At 68.7% G+C, this 20,398-nt stretch carries 19 protein-coding genes and 2 pseudogenes; 11 read left to right on the top strand and 10 right to left on the bottom strand.

All coding sequences use genetic code 11. The annotated features are described in order from the left end of the window. Positions 1-266: 266 nt before the first annotated feature. The 6 genes and pseudogenes from OXS27_RS21335 to OXS27_RS21310 form a co-directional block, all read right to left on the bottom strand. Entirely contained in the window at positions 267-1,172 is a 906-nt protein-coding gene (locus OXS27_RS21335; RefSeq protein ID WP_267358575.1) for an SDR family oxidoreductase, read from the bottom strand. Between the two features lie 343 nt (positions 1,173-1,515). Continuing rightward, the gene (locus tag OXS27_RS21330) at positions 1,516-1,725 is read right to left on the bottom strand and encodes a hypothetical protein (protein WP_267358574.1); all 210 of its coding nucleotides are present in this window, start codon (positions 1,723-1,725) and stop codon (positions 1,516-1,518) included. Between the two features lie 102 nt (positions 1,726-1,827). Continuing rightward, positions 1,828-3,351 carry a carbohydrate porin gene (locus OXS27_RS21325; RefSeq protein ID WP_267358573.1) on the bottom strand — a complete coding sequence of 508 codons (1,524 nt, stop codon included), beginning with the start codon at positions 3,349-3,351 and terminating at the stop codon, positions 1,828-1,830. A 141-nt stretch (positions 3,352-3,492) separates the two neighbouring features. Next, entirely contained in the window at positions 3,493-4,239 is a 747-nt protein-coding gene (locus OXS27_RS21320; protein WP_267358572.1) for a glutaredoxin, read from the bottom strand. 105 nt (positions 4,240-4,344) lie between these two features. After that, positions 4,345-5,649: pseudogene (locus tag OXS27_RS21315) on the bottom strand (DUF2254 domain-containing protein). Further along, complete coding sequence (locus OXS27_RS21310) at positions 5,646-6,605, bottom strand: mechanosensitive ion channel family protein (protein WP_267358571.1); 960 nt, start codon at positions 6,603-6,605, stop codon at positions 5,646-5,648. The pseudogene OXS27_RS21315 and the gene OXS27_RS21310 overlap by 4 nt, the downstream one beginning before the upstream one ends. Before the next feature lie 261 nt (positions 6,606-6,866). On the opposite strand from OXS27_RS21310, the gene OXS27_RS21305 reads away from it, so the two are divergent. The 7 genes from OXS27_RS21305 (at position 6,867) to OXS27_RS21275 (ending at position 13,159) form a co-directional block, all read left to right on the top strand. Further along, positions 6,867-7,100 (top strand): hypothetical protein, encoded by a 234-nt coding sequence (locus OXS27_RS21305; RefSeq protein ID WP_267358570.1) that lies wholly within the window; start codon positions 6,867-6,869, stop codon positions 7,098-7,100. A gap of 77 nt (positions 7,101-7,177) precedes the next feature. Further along, entirely contained in the window at positions 7,178-8,404 is a 1,227-nt protein-coding gene (locus tag OXS27_RS21300) for a sodium:proton antiporter (RefSeq protein ID WP_267358569.1), read from the top strand. A gap of 434 nt (positions 8,405-8,838) precedes the next feature. Further along, positions 8,839-9,021, top strand: coding sequence for a hypothetical protein (locus OXS27_RS21295; protein WP_267358568.1), 183 nt, complete (start codon positions 8,839-8,841; stop codon positions 9,019-9,021). Continuing rightward, positions 9,018-10,709 carry a circadian clock protein KaiC gene (gene kaiC, locus OXS27_RS21290; protein ID WP_267358567.1) on the top strand — a complete coding sequence of 564 codons (1,692 nt, stop codon included), beginning with the start codon at positions 9,018-9,020 and terminating at the stop codon, positions 10,707-10,709. The genes OXS27_RS21295 and kaiC overlap by 4 nt, the downstream gene beginning before the upstream one ends. An 8-nt stretch (positions 10,710-10,717) precedes the next feature. Continuing rightward, on the top strand, positions 10,718-11,050 hold the full coding sequence (locus tag OXS27_RS21285) for a circadian clock KaiB family protein (RefSeq protein WP_267358625.1): 333 nt from the start codon (positions 10,718-10,720) through the stop codon (positions 11,048-11,050). Between the two features lie 44 nt (positions 11,051-11,094). Then, positions 11,095-11,382: a circadian clock KaiB family protein gene (locus tag OXS27_RS21280; RefSeq protein WP_267358566.1), complete on the top strand. Its 288-nt coding sequence runs from the start codon at positions 11,095-11,097 to the stop codon at positions 11,380-11,382. Then, the gene (locus OXS27_RS21275) at positions 11,372-13,159 is read left to right on the top strand and encodes a PAS domain-containing hybrid sensor histidine kinase/response regulator (protein ID WP_267358565.1); all 1,788 of its coding nucleotides are present in this window, start codon (positions 11,372-11,374) and stop codon (positions 13,157-13,159) included. Before OXS27_RS21280 ends, OXS27_RS21275 begins: the two co-directional genes overlap by 11 nt. A 45-nt stretch (positions 13,160-13,204) precedes the next feature. Here OXS27_RS21275 and OXS27_RS21270 read toward each other — a convergent pair. After that, positions 13,205-13,501, bottom strand: a pseudogene (locus tag OXS27_RS21270) (response regulator); the annotation flags it as partial. Positions 13,502-14,114: 613 nt separating this feature from the next. Between OXS27_RS21270 and OXS27_RS21265 the strand changes: the two are divergent. Together OXS27_RS21265 and OXS27_RS21260 are read left to right on the top strand one after the other, a co-directional pair. Next, positions 14,115-15,233 (top strand): HWE histidine kinase domain-containing protein, encoded by a 1,119-nt coding sequence (locus OXS27_RS21265; protein WP_267358624.1) that lies wholly within the window; start codon positions 14,115-14,117, stop codon positions 15,231-15,233. Next, the gene (locus OXS27_RS21260; protein WP_267358564.1) at positions 15,230-15,688 is read left to right on the top strand and encodes a response regulator; all 459 of its coding nucleotides are present in this window, start codon (positions 15,230-15,232) and stop codon (positions 15,686-15,688) included. The genes OXS27_RS21265 and OXS27_RS21260 overlap by 4 nt, the downstream gene beginning before the upstream one ends. A 115-nt stretch (positions 15,689-15,803) precedes the next feature. Here the strand turns inward: OXS27_RS21260 and OXS27_RS21255 are convergent, their stop codons facing one another. Further along, entirely contained in the window at positions 15,804-16,013 is a 210-nt protein-coding gene (locus OXS27_RS21255; protein WP_267358563.1) for a hypothetical protein, read from the bottom strand. Positions 16,014-16,282: 269 nt separating this feature from the next. Here OXS27_RS21255 and dps point away from each other — a divergent pair, with 269 nt between their 5' ends. After that, a complete protein-coding gene (gene dps / locus OXS27_RS21250; RefSeq protein ID WP_267358562.1) occupies positions 16,283-16,819 on the top strand; it encodes a DNA starvation/stationary phase protection protein Dps in 537 nt (178 codons plus the stop codon). A 375-nt stretch (positions 16,820-17,194) separates the two neighbouring features. Here the strand turns inward: dps and OXS27_RS21245 are convergent, their stop codons facing one another. Beyond that, positions 17,195-17,764 carry a type 1 glutamine amidotransferase domain-containing protein gene (locus tag OXS27_RS21245; RefSeq protein WP_267358561.1) on the bottom strand — a complete coding sequence of 190 codons (570 nt, stop codon included), beginning with the start codon at positions 17,762-17,764 and terminating at the stop codon, positions 17,195-17,197. 38 nt (positions 17,765-17,802) lie between these two features. Continuing rightward, entirely contained in the window at positions 17,803-18,885 is a 1,083-nt protein-coding gene (locus OXS27_RS21240; RefSeq protein ID WP_267358560.1) for a catalase family protein, read from the bottom strand. 224 nt (positions 18,886-19,109) lie between these two features. On the opposite strand from OXS27_RS21240, the gene OXS27_RS21235 reads away from it, so the two are divergent. Continuing rightward, positions 19,110-20,186 (top strand): catalase family protein, encoded by a 1,077-nt coding sequence (locus tag OXS27_RS21235; protein WP_267358559.1) that lies wholly within the window; start codon positions 19,110-19,112, stop codon positions 20,184-20,186. Positions 20,187-20,398: the final 212 nt, after the last annotated feature.

Raw genomic sequence — 20,398 nt, 5'->3', positions numbered from 1 at the left:
TCGTCCCGCTTGCCCCGGTGGGATCGGTTCGCGAAGGTGCTCCTTATCACTGGCTACGCCAAGAAAGCGGTGCTCGGGAACGGACACATGGAACCCGGCATGCAGGTGTTGACCAAGCCGTTCCCGATAAAAGCACTCGTTAGCCGCACCAAGGACCTCATCGCAAAGGCTTGATCCGAGACCCTATCGCACCCTGGCACCGATCCGAGCCCCCGGCCCGACCGCTGACGTCGCGTGTTCGCCACTCCGGTGGTCGGGCTTGGCGTTTACGCCGTGCCGTTGCCGCCGGTGGCGCCGTAGACCTCGCCGGTGACGTAGCTCGCCTCCTGGCTCGCCAGGAAGACGTAGACCGGGGCGAGCTCCACCGGCTGGCCTGGGCGGCCGAGTGGAACCTCGGAGCCGAACTTCTCGACCGCCTCCTGCGGCTGCCCGCCCGAGGGCTGCAGCGCGGTCCAGAACGGCCCGGGCGCCACCGCGTTCACGCGGATGCCCTTCGCGACCTGCTGCTTGGCCAGGGCCTTCGAGAAGGCGACGATGCCGGCCTTGGTGGTGGCGTAGTCGACCAGGATCTGCGGCGGGTTGTAGGCCACGACCGAGGCCGTGTTGATGATCGACGCACCGGCCGGCATGTGCGGCAGCGCCGCCTTGGTGATCCAGAACATCGCGTAGAGGTTGGTCTTCAGCGTCCGGTCGAACTGCTCGTCGGTGATGTCGCCGACGTCCGTCTGGTTGGTCTGCTTGCCGGCGTTGTTGACCAGGATGTCGAGCCCGCCGAGGTCGGTGACGGCCCGGTGCACCAGCGTCTCGCAGAACGCCTTGTCGGTGATGTCGCCCGGCAGCAGCACCGCCTTGCGGCCTTCCGCCTCGATCAGCTTCGCCACCGCCCGGGCGTCGGGCATCTCGGCCTCGACGAAGCTGAGCGCCACGTCCGCGCCCTCGCGGGCGAAGGCGATGGCGGCCGCGCGCCCGATGCCGGAATCGGCGCCGGTCACCAGGGCCTTCCGGCCGGCGAGGCGGCCGTGGCCCCGGTAGCTGGTCTCGCCGTGGTCCGGCTTCGGGTCCATCGCTCCGGCGAGGCCCGGCGCCTCCTGCGGTTGGCGCTTGAACGGCGGCTGCGGGTACTGGGTCCGAGGGTCCTGCATCGTCAGGCGTGCGTCGGCGGCGTCGGTCATGCTGGTGTCCTGAATTGCGGCAGGGGGATGGGGCGACGTCTGCTGTGGCGGTCGCGATTTGCCCATCCCGATGCACCGCCAATCGTCCCGCCGCCGGGGCGGTTCCTATTCGCGACCCGCGGGCAATCGTCACCGAGACCGCATGCGCCCCGGTCCGATTGCCGGTCATGGACCGGCGGTGGCGAACGTTCGACGAGATCCGCCCCCCGTCAGGTAACCGAGCCGATGATGAGGCGAGCGCACCTCCTGCACGATGAAGACGGGCGCCGAGTTGCTCGTCGTCTTCGAGGCACACGTCACACGGGTAGCTTGCGCGCCCATCCGTTGGACGCGACCGGGCGCGCTACCTGAGGGTCGCGGACTCACCGTCCTCCAAGAGCCGTTCCTCGCCGGAGGATCCGCCTTGCGAGACGTGGGCGTTCAGGCGTGCCAAGTGGTCGAAGACATGCTCGAAGGCATCGGTGACGGCCTGCTCGAAGGAACCGTCGCCCTTGCCTTGCACCTCCTTGAGGGCGGTGAGAAGGGCGTGATGCTTGTCCGTGTCGCTCGACATGGCGTTCCTCCCGCCGGACGGAGAGCCGGCGCGGGGATTGAAGTCCGCGTGCCCGCGCCGTGTTCCGGCGGCGGTCGCCCGTTCACGGCCCGACGTCGCGCCTCAGTATCGGATGACCGTACGGATGCCGGCGACGAGTGCGTCGCCTATGCGGGCCTCGTAGGGCGTCCGCGGGTTCGGGATGCCGCCACCGGGCCGGACGATGTACTGTAGCGTCGGCTGCACCACCCACCCTGGTACGATGCGCGCCTGATAGGTCGCCTCGATGGCGATTTCGCTCGACCGGATGGGGTAGGACGCCCCGGAGAGTTGCGCCACGTCGCGATCCAGGTCCGTCGCCCGCCCCGAGATCCGGGCGTAGCCGACGGCGAGGCCGAACGTATCGTGGCGGCGGGTCGGCACCAGCCCGTTGAGGCTGATCCCGGCGTCCGCGTAGAGGTCGACGAGGTTGCGGTCGGAAGGGCTGAGGGAGACCCGGCCGAACACACCGATGCCGGCATCCGCGTCCTCCGGCACCCGATACACCAGCTGGTCGACGACGGCGTACATGCCGTCGTTCCCACGCACGCGCCTCGGGATGCCACTGCTCGTGGGATCGGCCAAGGACACGAGATTGGTGGCGAAACGCTGGTCGTCGAACCTGTCGAAATGCGCCCAGGCACCGATCTTCGCGGTGCCGGGTAGGCCCCCGGCACCCTTGCCGTAGTCGAGGACGGCCTCGGCGATCACGAAGGGCGGGTCGCTGACCCGGAACTCCAGCCCCGTGGCATCGATGCGCTGCGGCTCGCCGATGCGGGCGCCGGCCGGGTTGCCGTTGAAGACCGCGGCCCGCACCCGGAACGTCTCGCTCGGCCGGTATTCGACACGAGCCCCGGGCGTCGCCAGCACGAACGCCGGACCGCCGCCGGGCAGGTTGGCGGCGGTTATGGTCGGCCAGGAGAAGGTCGCGTTGACAAACACCCCGGCGTAGCGGCTGCGGAGGAACTCGGAATCGGCCGCCAACTGACCGATCCGGATCGAGCCCGCGTTCCCCTCGAAACGGTGCTCCAGATAGACCTCGAACAGGCGGGTCGAGGCCAGCGCCTCGATGCCGGACACCACGAGCAGGTTGTCGAGATGGAAGGTCGACAGACCGCGACCGTGGATCTGGTAGACGTTGCCGTGCAGCGTGGTGCGGTCCCAACCCAGGATTCGTTCGAGGTCGGCCGTGACCTGGACGTCGAGGCGGCCCTCGTACAACGCACCCCGCTTCAGGCCGCCGGTGGCGTTGCCGAGCACCTCGCCGACGTAGTCGAGGGTGTAGGTGATGCCGCGGCCGGCGAGGAAGGCGCGGAAGCCGCCCGGGTCGGCGTAGGGGCCGAGCGAACTTGCGATGGAGGGCGCCTCCCGGGCGTTGTAGGGCGTGTCGGAGAAGGTCGCCTCGGCGGGAAGCTCGCGCGGATCCCCGCGGTCGAGGTCCGTGGCCCGCTCGGCGCGCGGGAACGGTTCGGATGACGCCGGCTGCGGTTCGCCGAGCATGGCCGCGCAGATGAGCAGACCAGCGAGGCGCGGCCGCGCGGGACGTCCGTCATCGTCCTTCGACAGGACGTTCCGGGTCCCGCATCGTATCGGCGCAAGGCCTGCCATCTTCCAACCTTCGTCGCAGCGACGCCATCGCCGATCCCCCGGTGCACCGCCCACAAGGGACCGATGCGTCGAACATGCAATCCATCGGCGTGCGCCGGCCTGTCGAAAACCGTCTCGTGGATCATGATCGAACCGGGCGCCTCAATGGCCCATCGCCAGCATCCAGGCGGCCATCGCGACCATCATCAGGTTCTCGGTCAGCGAGACGAAGCCGAGCGGCACGTTGCCGGAGCCGCCGACGCAGGCGCACTTGATCTCCCGCCTGTCGATGTAGACCGCCTTGAACACCGAGCCCGCGCCGACCGTACCGATGAACAGCGCCACCGGGATCGACAGCCACCTCAGGGCGCCGGCCACCATGAGAACACCGGCGAGCGCCTCGCAGAACGGGTAGGCGTAGGCGTAGCGCACCCAGCGCCGGGCCAGCAGGTCGTAGCCCAGGAACATCGACGAGAAGCTCTCGACGTCCTGCAGCTTGAGGATGGCGAGCACGCACATGCTGAAGGCGACGAACCATTCGCCCGCCCTCACCGTCAGCGGGGTTCCGAAGGCGGCGTAGCTCACCGCGAGAGCCATCAGCGCGGTCATCGCGAACACGGCGACGATGGGCGTGTAGCTCGTCGCCTTCGGGTCGACGACGGCCTTGCCGAGGTGGCGGCGCAGGTCGTCGTAGCCGCCGATGCGCTCGCCGGCGATAAAGGTCTGCGGCGTGGTTTTCACCCCGTGCTCGGCCTTGAAGCGGTCAGTCTCTTCGCGCGTCGTCAGCCAGTGATCCTCGACCCGATAGCCCTCGCGTTCGAGCAGGTCCTTGGTCTTGAGCCCGTACGGGCAGAGATGCTTCTCCATCACCATCCGGTACACGGTGGCCTTGCGGGTCGTATCCAGCATCCCTGCGTTTCCTGTCGCCGACGTTCTGATCGAGGAATAACCGCCGAGACGGCGGAGCGTCGCCGGGGGCACCGTCACAACGTGTCGATCAGGTTGGCCGCCCGTTCAGGTGCCCCCTGCGCTTCCCGTGGCCTCGACCCGGACGAACCTCGCATGGCGGCCGTCAAGGTCCGCGAGATCGTCCGGGTCGGCGACGTCCCGCCGGCCGGCGGCGATGATCAGGGCGGCATGTCGCCGCAGATCGCCCAGGCGGTCGGTGAGCCGCTCGACCTCGGCGACGCGGCTGAGCACGTCGAGCATCCGTCCCAGCACGTGCACCGAACCGGCGGCGTTCTGGCGGATCATGTGGAACATGGCATCGCACAACCCGTCGTAGTCGGTCACCGGGTGGACCAGCACGACGCGGCCCTCCCGCACGACGGTCCCGGTCGGGAGGTGGCGCGCGGCGACCCGGCACAGGGCGTCGCCGAGATGGTCGACGACGCTGCCGGCCGTGAACGGGTCGTCGATGCCGGGCGAGAGCGCCCGGACCGCGATCTCGACGAGTTGCCGGATCGAGTATTCCAGGTCCTGGAGCGCGGCCGGCCGCCGCCCGAAGGTCAGCACCCTCCGGATGGCCGCCTCGGCGCCCTCGACCCCCGCGGACAGGAACGCCACCGGGAAACCGCCCGGCACGTAATCGCCGGGCCGGACCCGCAGGGCGACGGTGACGTCGTGCCCGTCGGCCCAATCGGCCAGGCCTTCCGCATCCACCGCCTGGAGGTAGCCTCCGCCCGTCCCGGCGACCCCGCTTCCGGAGGGAGGCTCGGACGGACGCGTCGCATCCGCCGCGTCGCGGGTGCGCGCCTCCACCGCCTTGCACAGGTCGCGGTGGACCGCGTCGACCACCGTCTCGACGTGATGCTGGCGGCGATGTGGTGGACGAACCAGACCAGGGTCGCCAGCGACAGGAGCGCGAGCGCCATGGCCCCGGTGATGGCGAGGTGCGGGACGAACGGGCTCTCCTGCAACGTGCGCACGGTCCGCAGCACCATCAAGGCGTAGGCGAAGGTCCCGAGGAAGATGCCGAGCACGACCTGGTTGCCGGCGTCGCGGGTGAAATTGCGCAGCAGCCGCGGACCCATCTGCCCGGAGGCCAGCGTCAGGGCGGCGATGGTGAAGGAAAAGGTCGTGCCGGCGACCCCGATGGTCGAGGATGCCACCGCACTGAGCAGCGCCCGCGCCCCCTCGGCGCCGCCGGAGTACCCCCAGTTCTTGTCGGGCGAGGACGCGTCGTAGCCCGCGACGTGGGCCGTCTCCAGCCAAACGCCGAACCTGGGCCAGGACGATGCAGCCGAGCACGATCAGGGCCGGCCGCAGCCAGAAAAGGTCCCCCCGGTACTCGATCCAGGCGGACAGGCGCGCCCTCATGCCTGATCCCTCCCGCGCGGACCCTCGTCGTCGCGGACCATCCGCCAGCGGGCGCGTGGCGGGCTCTTACCGGCAGGCCAGCCCTCGCGCTGGCGCGTGCGGTCGCCGTCCGTTTCCTCGGTTTGGTCGTGGAAAAGGACCTGGCTCGTGGGATACGGCAGGTCGATGCCGGCGGCGGTCAGCGCGTCCTTGACGTTCGTGATGGCGTGGTCGAGGGCGTCGACCGCGTCGCGGCGCCGGGGCGGGTCGATCCACAGCCGGGCGGTCATATCGACGCCGGCCGCCCCAAGGCCCGTGACCAGCGCCTCCGGCGGCGGGTCGGCGAGCACGCCCTCGGTCCCCCGGAGCGCCTCGACGATGACCCGGCGCGCCTGCCCGACGTCGTCCCCGTTGCCGATGGTCACCGGGAAGGCGAGCCGGCGCTTGTCGTGCGCCGTGATGACCGTGATCTTGTCGACGAACAGCGTGGCGTTCGGGATCAGCACGCGCTGGTTGTCGTAGGTGCGCAGGACGGTCGCCCGCACCCAGACGTCCTCGACCGTACCCTCGTGCGAGCCCGCCCTGATCTGGTCACCGATGACGAACGGCCGTGTCAGCAGGATCAGGATGCCGGCGAGCAGGTTCTGCAGCACGTCGCGAAAGGCGAAGCCGATGGCGACGCCACCGATGCCGAGCAGGTTGAACAGGTCGGCGGCCGACACGGATGGGAAGGCCACCGAGGCCGCCACCAGGAACGAGATCAGGACGGTGACGCCGCCGGCGATCCGCCCGAGCACCGAGGCCGATCCGGGGGACGCGTCCCGCAGCGAGGCCGCCCGGCGCACGGCGGCGCGCACGCCGCGGGCGATCAGCAGTCCGATGCCGAACAGCACCAGGGCGATGGCGAGACCCGGCAGGAGGGCCGCGGCCGAGCGGCCGAGCCCCTCCAGACGCCCGAGCGCTTCCGAGAAGATCATGGGGTACCCGCATTCATGGGAAAGCCGCCGGAGGCGGGTGGGCCATTCGGCGGCGCTTGGTCGGCGACCTACGAGGGCATCGCGCTCCCGCGGTATTGGTTCAGCTACGTCAACGGCGAGGGCAGAACGTGCCCGTGCATGAATCGTTCGGGAAAAACGATTCCCGCACGGGACGGGCGCCTCCGGATACGACCGGGTCCGGGCCGGCTTGCCCTGCCGACCATGCGGAACCTCCGAACTTGACCGTTGATTGATGCGGTCATGAGGTTCCTCACGACTGTCCTTGCGGCGATGGCCGTCTGCACGCTCCTGTTGATCGGCACCGCCTACCGGGTCGGAGCCCCGGTCGGCCCGGCGCCGTCGACGGGGCTGACCGCGGCCACCGTCCTGGGCACCGACGGTATGCCTTCGGCCAGCGGACCGTCCGAGACATATCCCGAGCCGGTCGCGGCCGCCGGTCGAGCCGATGGGGCCACGTCCGGCGACCAAGGTTAGGCGATATCGGCGGGACCGCATCGGCGCCCCCCCGCCCTGACGGAGGCTCCGGCATCTCGATCCTCGATCTCGCGGCATTGCTGCTGACGCTCTCGGCCCTGTTCGGCTGGTTTAACCGCCGACTGCTGCACATGCCGCACACCATCGGCCTGCTGGTCATGGGCCTGCTGGCCTCGTTGGCGCTCGTCGGGCTCGACCTCGCCCTTCCCGGACAGCACCTCTACGAGGATCTCACGCGGGTGCTCGGGCAGGTCGACTTCACCGAGGTGGTGATGAACGGCATGCTGGCCTTCCTGCTGTTCGCCGGCGCCATGAGCCTCGACCTGCGGGCGCTGCGCGACCGGGCCTGGGCGGTGGCGACGCTGGCGCTCCTCGGCACCCTGATCTCGACGGCCATTGTCGGTGGCGCCTTCTGGGCGGCGGCCGAGGCCCTCGGCCGGCCGGTGCCGCTCCCATGGGCACTCGTGTTCGGCGCCCTCATCAGTCCGACCGATCCGGTGGCGGTGCTGGCCACCCTCAAGAACGTGAAGGTGCCCGAGGCCCTGGAGGTCGAGATGCAGGGCGAGGCCCTGTTCAACGACGGCATCGGCATCGTGCTGTTCACCGTGCTGGTCGCTTTCGCGGCCGGTTCCGGCGGCGAGGCGACCAGTGCGGGCGGCATCGCCAAGCTGCTCGTGCGGGAGGCCGGGGGCGGCCTCGCGCTTGGCGTCGTCACCGGCTACGTCGCCTACCGGGCGATGCGCGAGATCGACGACTTCCCGGTGGAGGTGCTGATCACCCTGGCGCTGGTCGCCGGGACCTACGCCCTGGCCCAGAGGCTCGGGGCCAGCGGCCCGCTCGCCGTGGTCGCCGCGGGCCTCCTGGTCGGTGACCGGGCGCCGCGCGACGCGATGAGCGAGACGACCCAGGGCTATGTCTCCGCGCTATGGACGCTGATCGACGAGGTGCTCAACTCGGTGCTGTTCCTGCTGATCGGCCTGGAGGTGTTGATGCTCGGGTTCGAGGCGCACGGCCTGCTGCTCGCCACCTGCGCCGTCCCCATCGTCCTGGCCGCCCGCCTCGTCGCGGTGTCGGCGCCGGTCCTGCTGTTCCGCTGGGGCGGCAGCCTCTGCCTCGGCAACGTGCCGTTCCTGACGTGGGCGGGCGTGCGCGGCGGCATCTCGGTCGCCCTTGCCCTGTCGATCCCGCAGAGCGCGGCCAAGCCTGGCATCCTTGCGGCGACCTACGCGGTGGTGCTGTTCACCATCGTCGTGCAGGGCTCCACTCTCGGCATGGTCGCTCGGCGGACGCTGCGCCAGGGCTGACCCGGATCGGACCCGGCACCCTCCCATGGGCGGGCCGCACGGGCCGACCGTCATTTCCTGTGCGGGACCTCCCCGACCATCAGGGTCGCGTCCGGGGTGGCGAGGTCGAGCCAGACGCCCAACGGCGCCGCTCCGACGTATCGTCTGAGGATGCGGATCGACAGGTTGTCCCTGGGCTCGTCTTCCCCGCCCGTCCGGCCGTATCGCCCTCGTCACGAACCGTGATTTGACGTTGCCTACGGACATCGACACGTTCCGCGCCGTGCCACCGGTGACGAATGCCGACCCCTGCAGCTGGATGTCTGATGCCTGGCATCGGCCCCGGGCGGCCGCACCGAGGGGCTTTCCCGGCCGGTTTAGATCCTCGTCGATTTGTATTGCCTTCCGCAGGGCGTACGCTTAGGCGAGACGCTCACGGTCGGCGGGATTGCGGATTGAAGAAGCCCCTCGCCATCCGGATCGATGCGGACCTCCTGGCGGCGACCCGGGACTGCGCCCGTCGCGACAATCGCACGCTCACCAACTTCATCGAGACCGCCCTACGGCGACGCGTCGAGGAGATGGGCGGGAGCGGTGCGGAGCCGTCGGTTGCGGCGAGGAAAGGACAGAAGGCGTGACGTCCGAGGCATCCATCCCGAAATCCCTGCCGAAGGCGCCGACCGGCATCTCAGGGTTCGACGACGTCACCTTCGGCGGCCTTCCCGTCGGCCGTCCCAGCCTCGTCTGCGGCGGCGCCGGATGTGGCAAGACGCTGTTCGCCGTGACCTTCCTCGTCAACGGCGCCACCCGGTTCGGGGAGCCCGGCGTCTTCATGAGCTTCGAGGAGCGGGCCGAGGACCTTTCGGCCAACGTCGCCTCCCTTGGATACCACCTCGACGGGCTGGTCGCGGACGGCAGGATCGCCATCGACCACGTTCGGGTCGAGCGCAGCGAGATCGAGGAGACCGGCGAGTACGACCTCGAAGGCCTGTTCATCAGGCTCGGGTACGCCGTCGACACCATCGGCGCCAAGCGCGTGGTGCTCGACACCATCGAGACGCTGTTCGCCGGCCTGTCCGACGCATCCATCCTGCGCGCCGAGCTGCGTCGCCTGTTCGGCTGGCTCAAGGACCGTGGCCTCACCACGGTCATCACCGGCGAGCGCGGCGACGGCGGCCTGACACGGCAGGGTCTGGAGGAGTACGTCTCGGACTGCGTGATCCTGCTCGACAACCGGGTCGAGGATCAGGTCACCACCCGCCGCTTACGCGTGGTGAAGTACCGCGGTTCGGCGCACGGCACGAACGAGTATCCCTTCCTGATCGACCAGGACGGCATCAGCGTCCTGCCCGTCACCTCGGCCGACCTCGATCACGAGACCTCGGACGACATCGTCCCGACCGGGATCGCGGGACTCGATGCGATGCTCAGCCCGGGCGGATTCTATCGCGGGTCGAGCATCCTGATCTCGGGCGTCGCCGGCACCGGCAAGACCACCATCAGCTCCTACATGGTCGACGACGCCTGTGCGCGCGGCGAGCGGGCGATGTCGTTCGTGTTCGAGGAGAGCGGCGAGCAGATCTGCCGAAACGCCCGCTCGGTCGGCCTGGACCTTTCACGCCACGTCGATGCCGGACTCCTGCGGTTCGAGGCCGCCCGCCCGACCCTCTACGGGCTTGAGACCCATCTCGCCCGGATGCACCGCGACATCGAGCGGTTCAAGCCGAGCCTCGTGGTGATCGATCCCGTCTCGGCCCTGCGGGGACCGGCGACGGAGTTGCAGGCCACGCTCCTGCGCATGGTCGACATGCTCAAGAGCCGCGGCATCACCGCGGTGTTCACCAGCCTGCGCACCGATGGCGGCTTCGACGAGCGCGGCGACCTCGGCCTGTCGTCGTTGATGGATGCATGGATCAAGCTGACGGACGTCGAGGCCAACGGCGAGCGCTCGCGCACCCTGTATGTCATCAAGGCCCGGGGCATGAGCCACTCGAACCAGGTGCGCGAGTTCCAGATGTCGGCGACCGGCGTGAGGCTCGTCGACGCCTATGTCGGGCCGGCCGGCGTCCTGACCGGGACCGCCCGCCTCGTCCAGGAGGCGCGTGAGGAGTCCGAGACGTTGCGTCGGAGCCAGGAAAGCGAGCGCCGGAGGCGCGAGGTCGTCCGTCGCCGCCACGCCATCGAGCGTCAGATGGCCGAGCTGCGTGCCAGCCTGGAGGTCGCCGAGGAGGAGGAAGCCGTCCTGCTCGGAGAGGACGAGAGCCGCGAGGCCCTGCTGGTGACCGAACGTCAGGCCATCACCCTACGTCGGAGTGCCGCGGAATGAGTCAGGACATGATCGACCCGGCCGTTCCCGTATCCCCCGATGACGAGGCCGACGGCGGCTCCTATCACATGCGCCTGTACGTGGCCGGACACACCGCCAAGTCGATGGCCGCGTTGGCGAACCTGAAGCGCATCTGCGAGGAGCACCTGCCCGGCCGGTACGACATCGAGGTCGTTGACCTGATGAAGAACCCGCAACTCGCGGCGGGCGACCAGATCCTGGCCATCCCGACCCTCGTCCGCCGTATCCCCGAGCCGCTGAAGCGGATCATCGGCGACCTGTCGAACACCGAGAAGGTGCTGGTCGGCCTCGATATCCGGCCCAAGGCCAAAGACGCTTGAGCGAGGTCCCCCGCCAGGAACCGTCCCCACCAGCGGAGCGCTACGTGCTTCGGCTGTTCGTGGCTGGCATGACCCCGCGCTCGCGTCGGGCCATCGAGAACCTGCGGCGGATCTGCGACGGGCCCCTCGCGGGACAGGTCGACCTGGAAACCATCGACATCTACCAGCAGCCCCACCTCGCGGAACGTTATCAGGTCGTGGCGGCTCCCACCCTGCTTCGGTTAAAACCGCTGCCCGAACGTCGTCTCATCGGCGACCTCACCGACGGGGCTAGGGTCCTGAGCGGCCTCGGTATGCCGGTCGGAGACGATGGCGAGGCCGATGGTTCCTGAGTCGGAAGACGAACGCGACAAGGCCCTCGCCGAGTGCCGGGCGCTCCTGCGTGCAACGCAAGGCAAGCTGGAGGAGGCCGAGGAGACGGTCGCCGCGATCCGACGCGGCGACTTCGACGCCGTCGTGGTCGAGGACCCGGAGGGACGGCGCTACATCTACACCCTTGAGGATGCCGACCGGCCCTACCGCGTCCTGATCGAGCGCATCCAGGAAGGCGCCTTCACCCTCGGGACCGATGGCACGGTGCTCTACTGCAACCTGCGCCTGGCCGACATGCTCGGCGTCCCCCAGGAACGCCTCATCGGGATCTCCCTGCAATCGTTCATGATCGCCGCGGAGGTCCCTGGCTTCATGCGCCTCCTCGACGGTGCGACCCGCGGCGTCGTGCGGGGAGAGTTGACCATGAACACCACCGAGGCCTCCGGCCTCCCGGTGAACCTGTCCCTGAGCCCGCTTCACCGCGACGGCGAGACGCCGCTCCTCTGCGGCGTGCTCACCGACTTGAGCGAGCAGCGCCTCTACCTGCGCGACCTCGCCGACGCGAGCGACCGCCTCCGGACCGAAGGCGTCGAGCGCCAGCGCATCGAGGAAGCCCTGCGCCAGGCCCAGAAGATGGAGGCGGTCGGCCAGCTCACGGGCGGGATCGCGCACGACTTCAACAACCTCCTGACCATCATCAAGTCGTCGACCGACCTGCTTCGCCGACCGGATTTGGCCGAGGACCGCCGTCACAGGTACGTCGACGCAATCGCCGACACCGTCGACCGGGCCGCAAAGCTCACGGGGCAACTCCTCGCCTTCGCCCGTCGCCAGTCCCTCAAACCCGAGGTCTTCGACGTGAACCGGCGGGTGGCCCGCATCATCGATATGCTCGGCACCATCGTCGGCGGCCGCATCCGGATCGAGCACGCCGGCCTCGACGAACCTTGCTGCGCCGAAGCCGACATCAGCCAGTTCGAGACCGCGTTGGTGAACCTGGCGGTGAACGCCCGCGATGCCATGGACGGCGAGGGAACGCTCGGGCTGCGCGTGCATTGCGGCTCTTCGATGCCAGGGATCCGCGCCCATGCCGCCGATGCCGGGGCGTTCGTCGCGGTCTCAATCTCCGATACGGGTTGCGGCATCCCCTCGGACCGCATCGGCCACATCTTCGAGCCCTTCTTCACCACCAAGGAGGTCGGCAAGGGGACCGGGCTGGGACTGTCGCAGGTCTTTGGGTTCGCCAAGCAGTCGGGCGGCAACGTCGACGTGGTGAGCGAGGTGGGTTGCGGAACCACCTTCACCCTCTACCTGCCACACGTGGCGTCGGAGGCGTCCGAAGGCCGTGACGGAGACAGAGGTCCCGTCAGCATGGCGTCGGACGCGGGCGGCGGGCGGCGGGTCCTCGTCGTCGAGGACAACGCAGACGTCGGGGCGTTCTCCACGCAACTCCTCCGTGACCTCGGTTACCAGACGACCTGGGCTATGAACGCCGAGGAAGCGCTGGCCGCCCTCGAAGCGGATCCCAATGGCTTCGACGTGGTGTTCTCGGACGTGATCATGCCAGGCATGAACGGCGTCGAGCTCGGGCGGATCATCCGTACCCGTCGACCGTCCCTGCCGGTGATACTGACCAGCGGATACAGCCACGTCCTCGCCGAGGACGGGCGCCACGGCTTCGAGCTGTTGCGCAAGCCCTATGCGGTTGAGGACCTCTCAAGCGTGCTCCGCAAGGTGCTCGGGGAGCAATCCGGGGAGGCGGCCCAGTCGCCGCAGGTCGGCGATATTGTTGCCTGACGGGCCGGTATCCCTGCGAACGTCACAAGGCCGGCATAGGGATCGCTATCGGCCTATGACGCGCCTGCGACGCTGCCAGGTCGCGACCTTGCGCAGGAGCCGCGAGAGCTGCTCGACCGAGTACAGCTTGTGCAGGAGCTCGAAGCCATAGGTGCCGTTCTGCGCGAGCACGTGGCTGTATCCGGCGGCGAGGAGTACCGGCAGGTCGTGATGCGTCTCGCGGATGCGGTGGGCGAGGTCGATGCCGTTCATGCCGGGCATGACGATGTCCGAGAACACCACGTCGAAGCGGTCGGCGTCCTTCGCGAGTTCGACCAGCGCCTCCTCGGCATTCGCGGCCCAGAGATGGGGGTGCGTCGGTCGGCAAGGCTGCCGTCTGAAAGAGACCCTCACGCCCGGTCAGCAACGCCGAGCAGAACGCTGTGAACGCACTCACCTTGGCGGTGCGGCGTTTACGATCGGGGTGGGGCGCGTTGAGTTGGAAGACCTTGTCGGGCCAGTGTTTAAAGACCACGTCGAGTTTGCTTGAGCGTCTCAAGTCCCCCGAGCGCGTTCCCCTCGCCGGCGTCGCAGGCGCCTCGCAATAAGGCTCCGCGACCGGGTTGGGTGGTTTTCAGCCTGTCTGCTTCCGGGTGCAGAAAACAAATAAGCGGACGTCCGGCGTGCGGCAGAAGCGAGCCGAAAGCGGCTTGTTTGCTTCGGAGCTCAGAGTACAGGTAAATAGACGCACAATGCTCTCCCCGATAGCCACAAGGCCGCAGGCCGGAATAGCCCGGCGCGAACCTCGGCAGGGTCGGACCACATCGCCCAGGGGTGGAACTCCCGGTCGATAAGGTGCATTGGACCCGCCGTGTCGGGCGCACCAGACGCCGATACCCGCCGGCGTGCCCGGGCCCGCAAGTTCCCCAGGCTCGCACGCACGGTGCCGGCCCGATCCGCGCGAAAGGTCGTGCCCGTGCCGAACTCCCGGCAGCCGCTGCAGTCGAAGGCTGCGGCCAACACGCCCCTGGTAAGCCTGCGGCGCGGGAGCGGGCAGCTCTTCGAAACCGAGCGCCGCCTCAATGCGGTCCTGAACAACGCCTCCGTTTCGATCTTCCTGATGGATGACCGGCAGCATTGCATCTACATGAACCGGGCCGCCGAGGCGCTCACCGGCTGGATGCTCCCCGAGGTCCTGGCCCGCGACTGCCCGCTGCACGACATCGTGCATCACACCTACCCGGACGGCCGGCCGTTCCCCCTGGAGGAATGCGCCATCGACCGCGCCTTCCCCGAGAACAACCAGGAGCGGGGCGAGGAGATGTTCGTCCACCGGGACGGGCATTTCTTTCCGGTCGGCTTCACCGCCAGCCCGATCCGCGACGACGAGGCCAACATCATCGGCACGATCATCGAGGTGCGGGACATCAGCGAGGAGAAGGCGGCCGCCGAGCGCCAGCGCCTGCTGATCAATGAACTGAACCACCGGGTGAAGAATACCCTGGCCACGGTGCAATCGATCGCCGCGCAGACATTCCGCGGGCAGACGGACCAGGCAGTGCGGTCCGTGTTCGACGCCCGCATGGCCGCCCTGTCGAACGCCCACAACGTGCTGGTCGAGGACAACTGGGAGGGCGCCAGCCTGCTGCAGGTGATCGAGCGGGCGCTCGCCCCCCACCTATTGGCGGAGGTCGACGTTAACCGTTTCCGGCTAGAAGGGCCGGACGCGCGATTGCATCCCAAGGTGGCGGTGACGTTGGCGATGGCGCTGCACGAGTTGATGACCAACGCCGCCAAGTACGGGGCCCTCTCGGTTCCCGAGGGGCAGGTCGCGGTGACGTGGTCCCTGCGGGATATAGACGAGGGCCGGCAGCAGCTCGACCTGTCGTGGGAAGAGTGCGGCGGACCGCAGGTCACGCCGCCGACCCGCAAGGGGTTCGGTTCCCGCCTAATCGAGCGGCAGTTGCCCATGGAGTTCGACGGCAGCGCCGTGATCACCTACGCCCCATCCGGCGTCACCTGCCGGCTCGAGATCCCGCTGACCACGTTGGGGTGGGTCGGCCAGGAAACCGTCGAGGGGGTGCACGCTCCATGACGGTGCTGGCCGGACGCCGCGTGCTGCTGGTCGAGGACGAGAGCCTCGTCGCTATGCTCGCGGAGGACATGCTGCTCGACCTCGGCTGCGAGGTGGCTGTCGCCATGCGGCTCGGCAAGGCGCTCGACCTAGTCCGGTCCGAGGCCTTCGACTTGGCCGTGCTGGACGTGAACCTGGGCGACGCGCGGAGCTATCCGGTCGCCGACCTACTCTTCGAGGGTGGCACCCCGTTTCTATTCGCGACCGGCTACGGCCAGCAGGGACTTGAGGGGAACTACCGGGGCGTCCCGGTTCTGCAGAAGCCCTACCAGGCCGGGCCGCTGGAGCACGTGTTGGTCCGCCTGCTGACCGATGGGATGCCCCTGCGCGAAGGTGGCCGGGACCTGCCGCCGCCATGCCGGTGCCAGGACACGCAGGCTGGCGGCAATCGGTTCCGCGCCGATCAGGTTCGCTGAGGGCGCACAAGAAGGTGGTGCCCCCACAGGTTGACGCCTTCGGCCGCTGTCGCGAAGGAGCGTGACCGAGGCGCCGGCCGGGTCCTTCCTTGAGGACGTCCGGCCGCGTGCCGGCTTACCGAAGCGTCGGGGACTCGCCTGGCTGCAAGTGTCGGTCGCCGCCATCGGGACCGCCGGGCGAAACGTAGTCGTTCAAGCGGCCCAGGTGCTCGAAGACGTGCTCGAAAGCAGCGGTGACCGCCTTCTCGAAGCTGCCGTCGCCCTTCCCCTGGGCATCCCTCAAGGCGACGAGCAAGTCGCGGTGCTTCTCGATATCCGTGGACATGACGTTTCCTTTGCCCGGTAATGAGCCCGGGTCGGTGGGAAGCCCCGGCTGCCGGCGTCGGTTCCTGCGTCCGCGGTCGCCCGGCCGGCGGCGCTGGCTCGGCTGCGACCTGCCGAAGATCACGCGGCTCAGCGAGGCCGCAAGGACCCCACCGCGTATCCGTGCCTCGCCGGATGGGCTGGGAAGGCCAGGGACCTCCAGTCGTAATCCAACGGAGGGAACCTCCCCACTGCCCCACCATTGCCGCCCCGACAGAGTGGAGCACAAGCATGGCTACGAGCGGCACCCCGCGTACTCACCAGACCCGGAACGACACCAATTCCAACGCCAAGAGGGTGTCCATAGAGGCCCTGAACGCGCGTCTGGCCGACGGCATCGACCTCGCGCTGGCGATCAAGCAGGCCCATTGGAACCTTAAGGGGCCGCAGTTCATCGGCATCCACTTGATGCTGGACGGTTTCCGCGCCGAGATCAGCGACCTCAACGACAAAGTGGCCGAGCGGGCGGTTCAGCTCGGCGGCACTGCCCTGGGAACGGCGCAGGTCGTGGCGGGATCGACCAAGCTGCCCGCCTACCCGACCGGCATCTACGCCATTGCCGACCACGTCGCCGCGCTGATCGACAGCTATGCCGCCTACGCCAACGCCGTGCGTGAGAATATCGACCAGACGGACGAGGCGGGCGACCCCGGCACGGCGGACCTATTCACCGAGGTGTCCCGCGCCGTCGACAAGCAGCTCTGGTTCCTCGAAGCCCACGTCCAGGAGCCAACGGGCCAGATGCGGGATGGCGACGCCCGCAAGTAGGGATTGGTCTGCACATCCGTACCTACCCGGACGGAGGGGCGCCATTAGTGGCGTCCCTCTCAGTGGTCGTGGCGGCCAAAGCCGCTCAGGCAACCACGAGCTCCATCCGAGAGCGACGAGCTGAAGTCGACAGGCGACGGGCGCCGGTTCCTACACCCAACCGAGCACCGGTTGGTCTAGCTTGCCGGTGTCAGGCCTCGGCTACCGATTGCGCTCCGGGAAGTCGGCTTCCGCTTACCATCTCCGGTCACACGCCCGGGTCAACCCGTTTGGGCCGCCGCGACGGATGGCCCGGAGACGGAGCTGCAACCCGAGCTTCCCGATGACCGAAATCGAGCGTCGGGCGACCGTCCCGACCCTGGACGAAAGACGTCCTCAGGCGCTGCGGGCCTGGTCCGGATGGCACCCTTCCGCGAACTCCTCGACGATCTTCGTGCAGAAGGCCGGCAGGTCCTTTGGGTTGCGACTGGTGACGAGGCCCTTGTCGACAACCACCTCCGCGTCGACCCATTCCCCGCCCGCGTTGCGGATGTCGGTCTTCACGGTCGGGAACGATGTCAGCTTGCGCCCCTTCACGACGTTGGCTTCGACCAGGGTCCAGGGCCCATGGCAGATGACGCCGACCGGCTTGGCCTGGCGGAAGAAGTCCCGCACGAACTTGACCACGGCCTCGCTGCCGCGGAGCTTGTCGGCCCCGACGCTGCCGCCGGGGATGACGAGACCGTCGAAGTCCGAGGCGGACACGCCGTCGATGGCCTTATCGACCGGGTACTTACCGGCGGGGTCGAGGTCGTTGTTGACTGTCTCGGCCTCGCCCGCTTCAAGCCCGACCACGGTGACAGTCGCACCCGCCGCGAGCAGCGCATCCCGCGGCATGATGAATTCCGGCTCCTCCGTTCCCCGGGGGGCGATCAGGATGGCGATGGTCTTCCCCTGGAGGGTCATGGGTTCTTCCTCTCTGCGTGATGTGGGAATGGACCGGCTCAGGCGGGGATGCTCTCGGGCGAGGCGATGTCCTCGGCGGTCACGCCGTTCTCCCGGTGCCGGAAATCGCTCAGCGCCCGGTAGACCTGGAGGCGCGCCCGCATGACCGAACCGAGGGGTCGGTGCGCCGCGAGGCTGTGCGCGGGGCGGAAGGTCATCACCTCGTCGAAGTAGCGCACGCGCTCCGGCGAATAGGCGTCCTGGCGTGGCAGGCGGACCATGGCCACCGTGCGGTAGGGACTGACCGAGACCGGCCAGTCGACCGAGGCGTCCTCGATGGGCTGTTTCTCGGCGTCTGCCCAGAGCTGCGCCTTGAGCTCGAACACCACGTCGTTCTCGCGGAAGAAGGCGAGCGCGGCGTGCCGGAAGCCATCCTCGTCCTGGCGCGGGTCAAGGCGCCATTCGGCGAGCGAGCGCTGGACATCGGTCGCCGGCACGGCCCCGAGCTTGGCCACGTAGTCGCCGAAGCGCACGGGCGCCTGGCTGAAGTAGCTGTCAGCGAGCGGGTGGCTGTAGGGATGTCCGAAGAAGTCGGCCATCGCGCTCTCCGTGCCGAAGGCGTGCAGCACCTTGTTGAGGTTGCGGGCAGTGGCGGAGACGGCGCTCTTGATGCCCTCCGGCAGGCCCGTCGACTTCCCGATGACTGTGCCGTCGCGAAGGAAACCGGCCGCCGTGCCCGATGGAAAGGTCGTGCCGGTCGCGAGCACGAAATCCTGGGTGTCGACCGCGTGCCCGGGCAGCTTCTCGCCGCTTACGCCGAAGACCTTGATGGACATGCCCCGGTGGGTTGAGACCCTGTCGCCCAGGGTCTCGCCCGGCCCTTGCGCGAAGCGTACCGCAACCGGGTATGTCCCAGGTGTGGCGAACAGGCCCTGGGCCAGCTCGGGCGGCAGGCCGACGGCGACCGTCAACTCGCCCGTGACGCAAGCGGTGCACTTGGCGTGGCTAGCGCGGACCGCATGGTGCTCGCGCTTCTCCACGGTCTGCGACTGCTGCGTCATGCCCTGGATGATGCCGTCGATAGTCGCCTGCTCGTCCTGGGCGGGCCGCTCGATGTCGGGGGCGTAGCGAAGGTAGGTCATGCCGGTCTCTCCCGTGCGCCTCGGCCACCGGGTGAGCCGAATGCGTTCTGTTCCCGCCCCGACCCAAGGGCTCGGGACAGCGAACCCAGCCAGGCCCGCCTCGGTACAAGCATGCCGGCAACGCGGCGTTCCTAATATCGTTCACGGCCGATTGAATGGGGCGCAATCCGGAACGTCGGCCGTTTCGACCGGTTCTGTCCAAGACCAACGAAGGATACCGGACCTTGCAAGCAGCCGTCCGCTACAGCCCCGACGTCGAGCACGTGCTGCCCGACGAGGGCCGGACCATCGAGCAGCTCAATGAGACGTTCGACACCATCCTGAAGACGGTCGCTGACGACTCCGGCCATGCCGTCCGCTCGGTCCACGCCAAGTCGCACGGCATCCTTGAGGGCACGCTGGCAATCGACGCGGGGCTTCCCCCCGAGCTCGCGCAAGGACTGTTCGCGACGCCAGGCGAGCACAAGGTCTACATGCGGATGTCGACCAATGCGGGCGACATCCTGCCCGACGCGGTCTCGCTGCCCCGCGGCCTCGCCCTGAAGGTCCTGGACGTGGCCGGCGAGCGCCTGCCGGACGCGGAAGGGACGACCCAGGACTTCGTCATGGTCAACGGCCCCGTCTTCCAGGCGCCGAACGCCGAGAAGTTCCTGGGCAGCCTCAAGCTGCTGGCCAAGACCACCGACCGGATCGAGGGCGTAAAGGTCGCCGCCTCCACCGTGCTGCGCGGGGTGAACAAGGCGCTCACGGCGGTCGGCATCGAGAGCCCGACCCTGGGCTCGCTCGGCGGCGAGCCGAACGTCGACCCGCTCGGGGAGACCTACTACAGCGTCACCCCGTTCAGGTACGGCGACCACATCGCCAAGTTCCTGGTGGCGCCCGTCGCCCCGGCGCTGACCGCGCTCACCGGCACCGAGATCGACGCCTCGGGCCGCCCCGACGCGATCCGTGAGACCGTACGGTCGGAGATGGCCGGCATCGAGGGCGTCTGGGAGTTCCGGGTGCAGCTCTGCCGCAACCTCGAACGCCAGCCAGTCGAGGACCCGACGGTGCCGTGGGACGAAGAGGAGGCGCCGTTCCAGCGGGTCGCCACTATCACCGTGCGGCCCCAGGACAGTTGGGACGCGGGCCGCGTCGACGCCGTGAACGAGCGAATGCGGTTCGCGGTCTGGACCGGGCTCGCGGCCCACCGGCCGCTCGGCAACGTCAACCGCGCGCGCAACGCACCATACAGGCACTCGGCGGAGTTCAGGGAGCGCTTCAACGGCTGCCCGATCCATGAGCCCGCTGCCGCGCGGTAACGTGCGTCTATCCAGGGATGCCTTCCCGTCAGCGCGACCGGTGACCCGGTTCGGGAGGGAACCTTCGAACTCTTCGGTTATCCGTCGACGCCGTCAGGCGGCCCGGACCTGACGAGCGCCCCGGAAGAACGTCAGCGTGCCGTCTGCGGGAACATGATGCCGGTTTGAAGGTCCTCGACGTCTAGGGCCTGTCGTCGCCTGAACGGACTGGT

The sequence above is a fragment of the Methylobacterium sp. GC_Met_3 genome, from assembly GCF_026540775.1.
In the GTDB taxonomy this organism is placed as follows: Bacteria; Pseudomonadota; Alphaproteobacteria; order Rhizobiales; family Beijerinckiaceae; genus Methylobacterium.
This window is presented reverse-complemented; position numbering and strand designations above follow the sequence as displayed.

What these genes read in the sequence shown, in the direction of transcription:
- OXS27_RS21335 (WP_267358575.1), bottom strand. Translation starts at nt 1,172, where the DNA reads ATGACCGACGCCGCCGACGCACGCCTGACGATGCAGGACCCTCGGACC.
- OXS27_RS21330 (WP_267358574.1), bottom strand. Translation starts at nt 1,725, where the DNA reads ATGTCGAGCGACACGGACAAGCATCACGCCCTTCTCACCGCCCTCAAG.
- OXS27_RS21325 (WP_267358573.1), bottom strand. Translation starts at nt 3,351, where the DNA reads ATGGCAGGCCTTGCGCCGATACGATGCGGGACCCGGAACGTCCTGTCG.
- OXS27_RS21320 (WP_267358572.1), bottom strand. Translation starts at nt 4,239, where the DNA reads ATGCTGGATACGACCCGCAAGGCCACCGTGTACCGGATGGTGATGGAG.
- OXS27_RS21310 (WP_267358571.1), bottom strand. Translation starts at nt 6,605, where the DNA reads ATGATCTTCTCGGAAGCGCTCGGGCGTCTGGAGGGGCTCGGCCGCTCG.
- OXS27_RS21305 (WP_267358570.1), top strand. Translation starts at nt 6,867, where the DNA reads ATGAGGTTCCTCACGACTGTCCTTGCGGCGATGGCCGTCTGCACGCTC.
- OXS27_RS21285 (WP_267358625.1), top strand. Translation starts at nt 10,718, where the DNA reads ATGATCGACCCGGCCGTTCCCGTATCCCCCGATGACGAGGCCGACGGC.
- OXS27_RS21275 (WP_267358565.1), top strand. Translation starts at nt 11,372, where the DNA reads ATGGTTCCTGAGTCGGAAGACGAACGCGACAAGGCCCTCGCCGAGTGC.
- OXS27_RS21260 (WP_267358564.1), top strand. Translation starts at nt 15,230, where the DNA reads ATGACGGTGCTGGCCGGACGCCGCGTGCTGCTGGTCGAGGACGAGAGC.
- OXS27_RS21255 (WP_267358563.1), bottom strand. Translation starts at nt 16,013, where the DNA reads ATGTCCACGGATATCGAGAAGCACCGCGACTTGCTCGTCGCCTTGAGG.
- dps (WP_267358562.1), top strand. Translation starts at nt 16,283, where the DNA reads ATGGCTACGAGCGGCACCCCGCGTACTCACCAGACCCGGAACGACACC.
- OXS27_RS21245 (WP_267358561.1), bottom strand. Translation starts at nt 17,764, where the DNA reads ATGACCCTCCAGGGGAAGACCATCGCCATCCTGATCGCCCCCCGGGGA.
- OXS27_RS21240 (WP_267358560.1), bottom strand. Translation starts at nt 18,885, where the DNA reads ATGACCTACCTTCGCTACGCCCCCGACATCGAGCGGCCCGCCCAGGAC.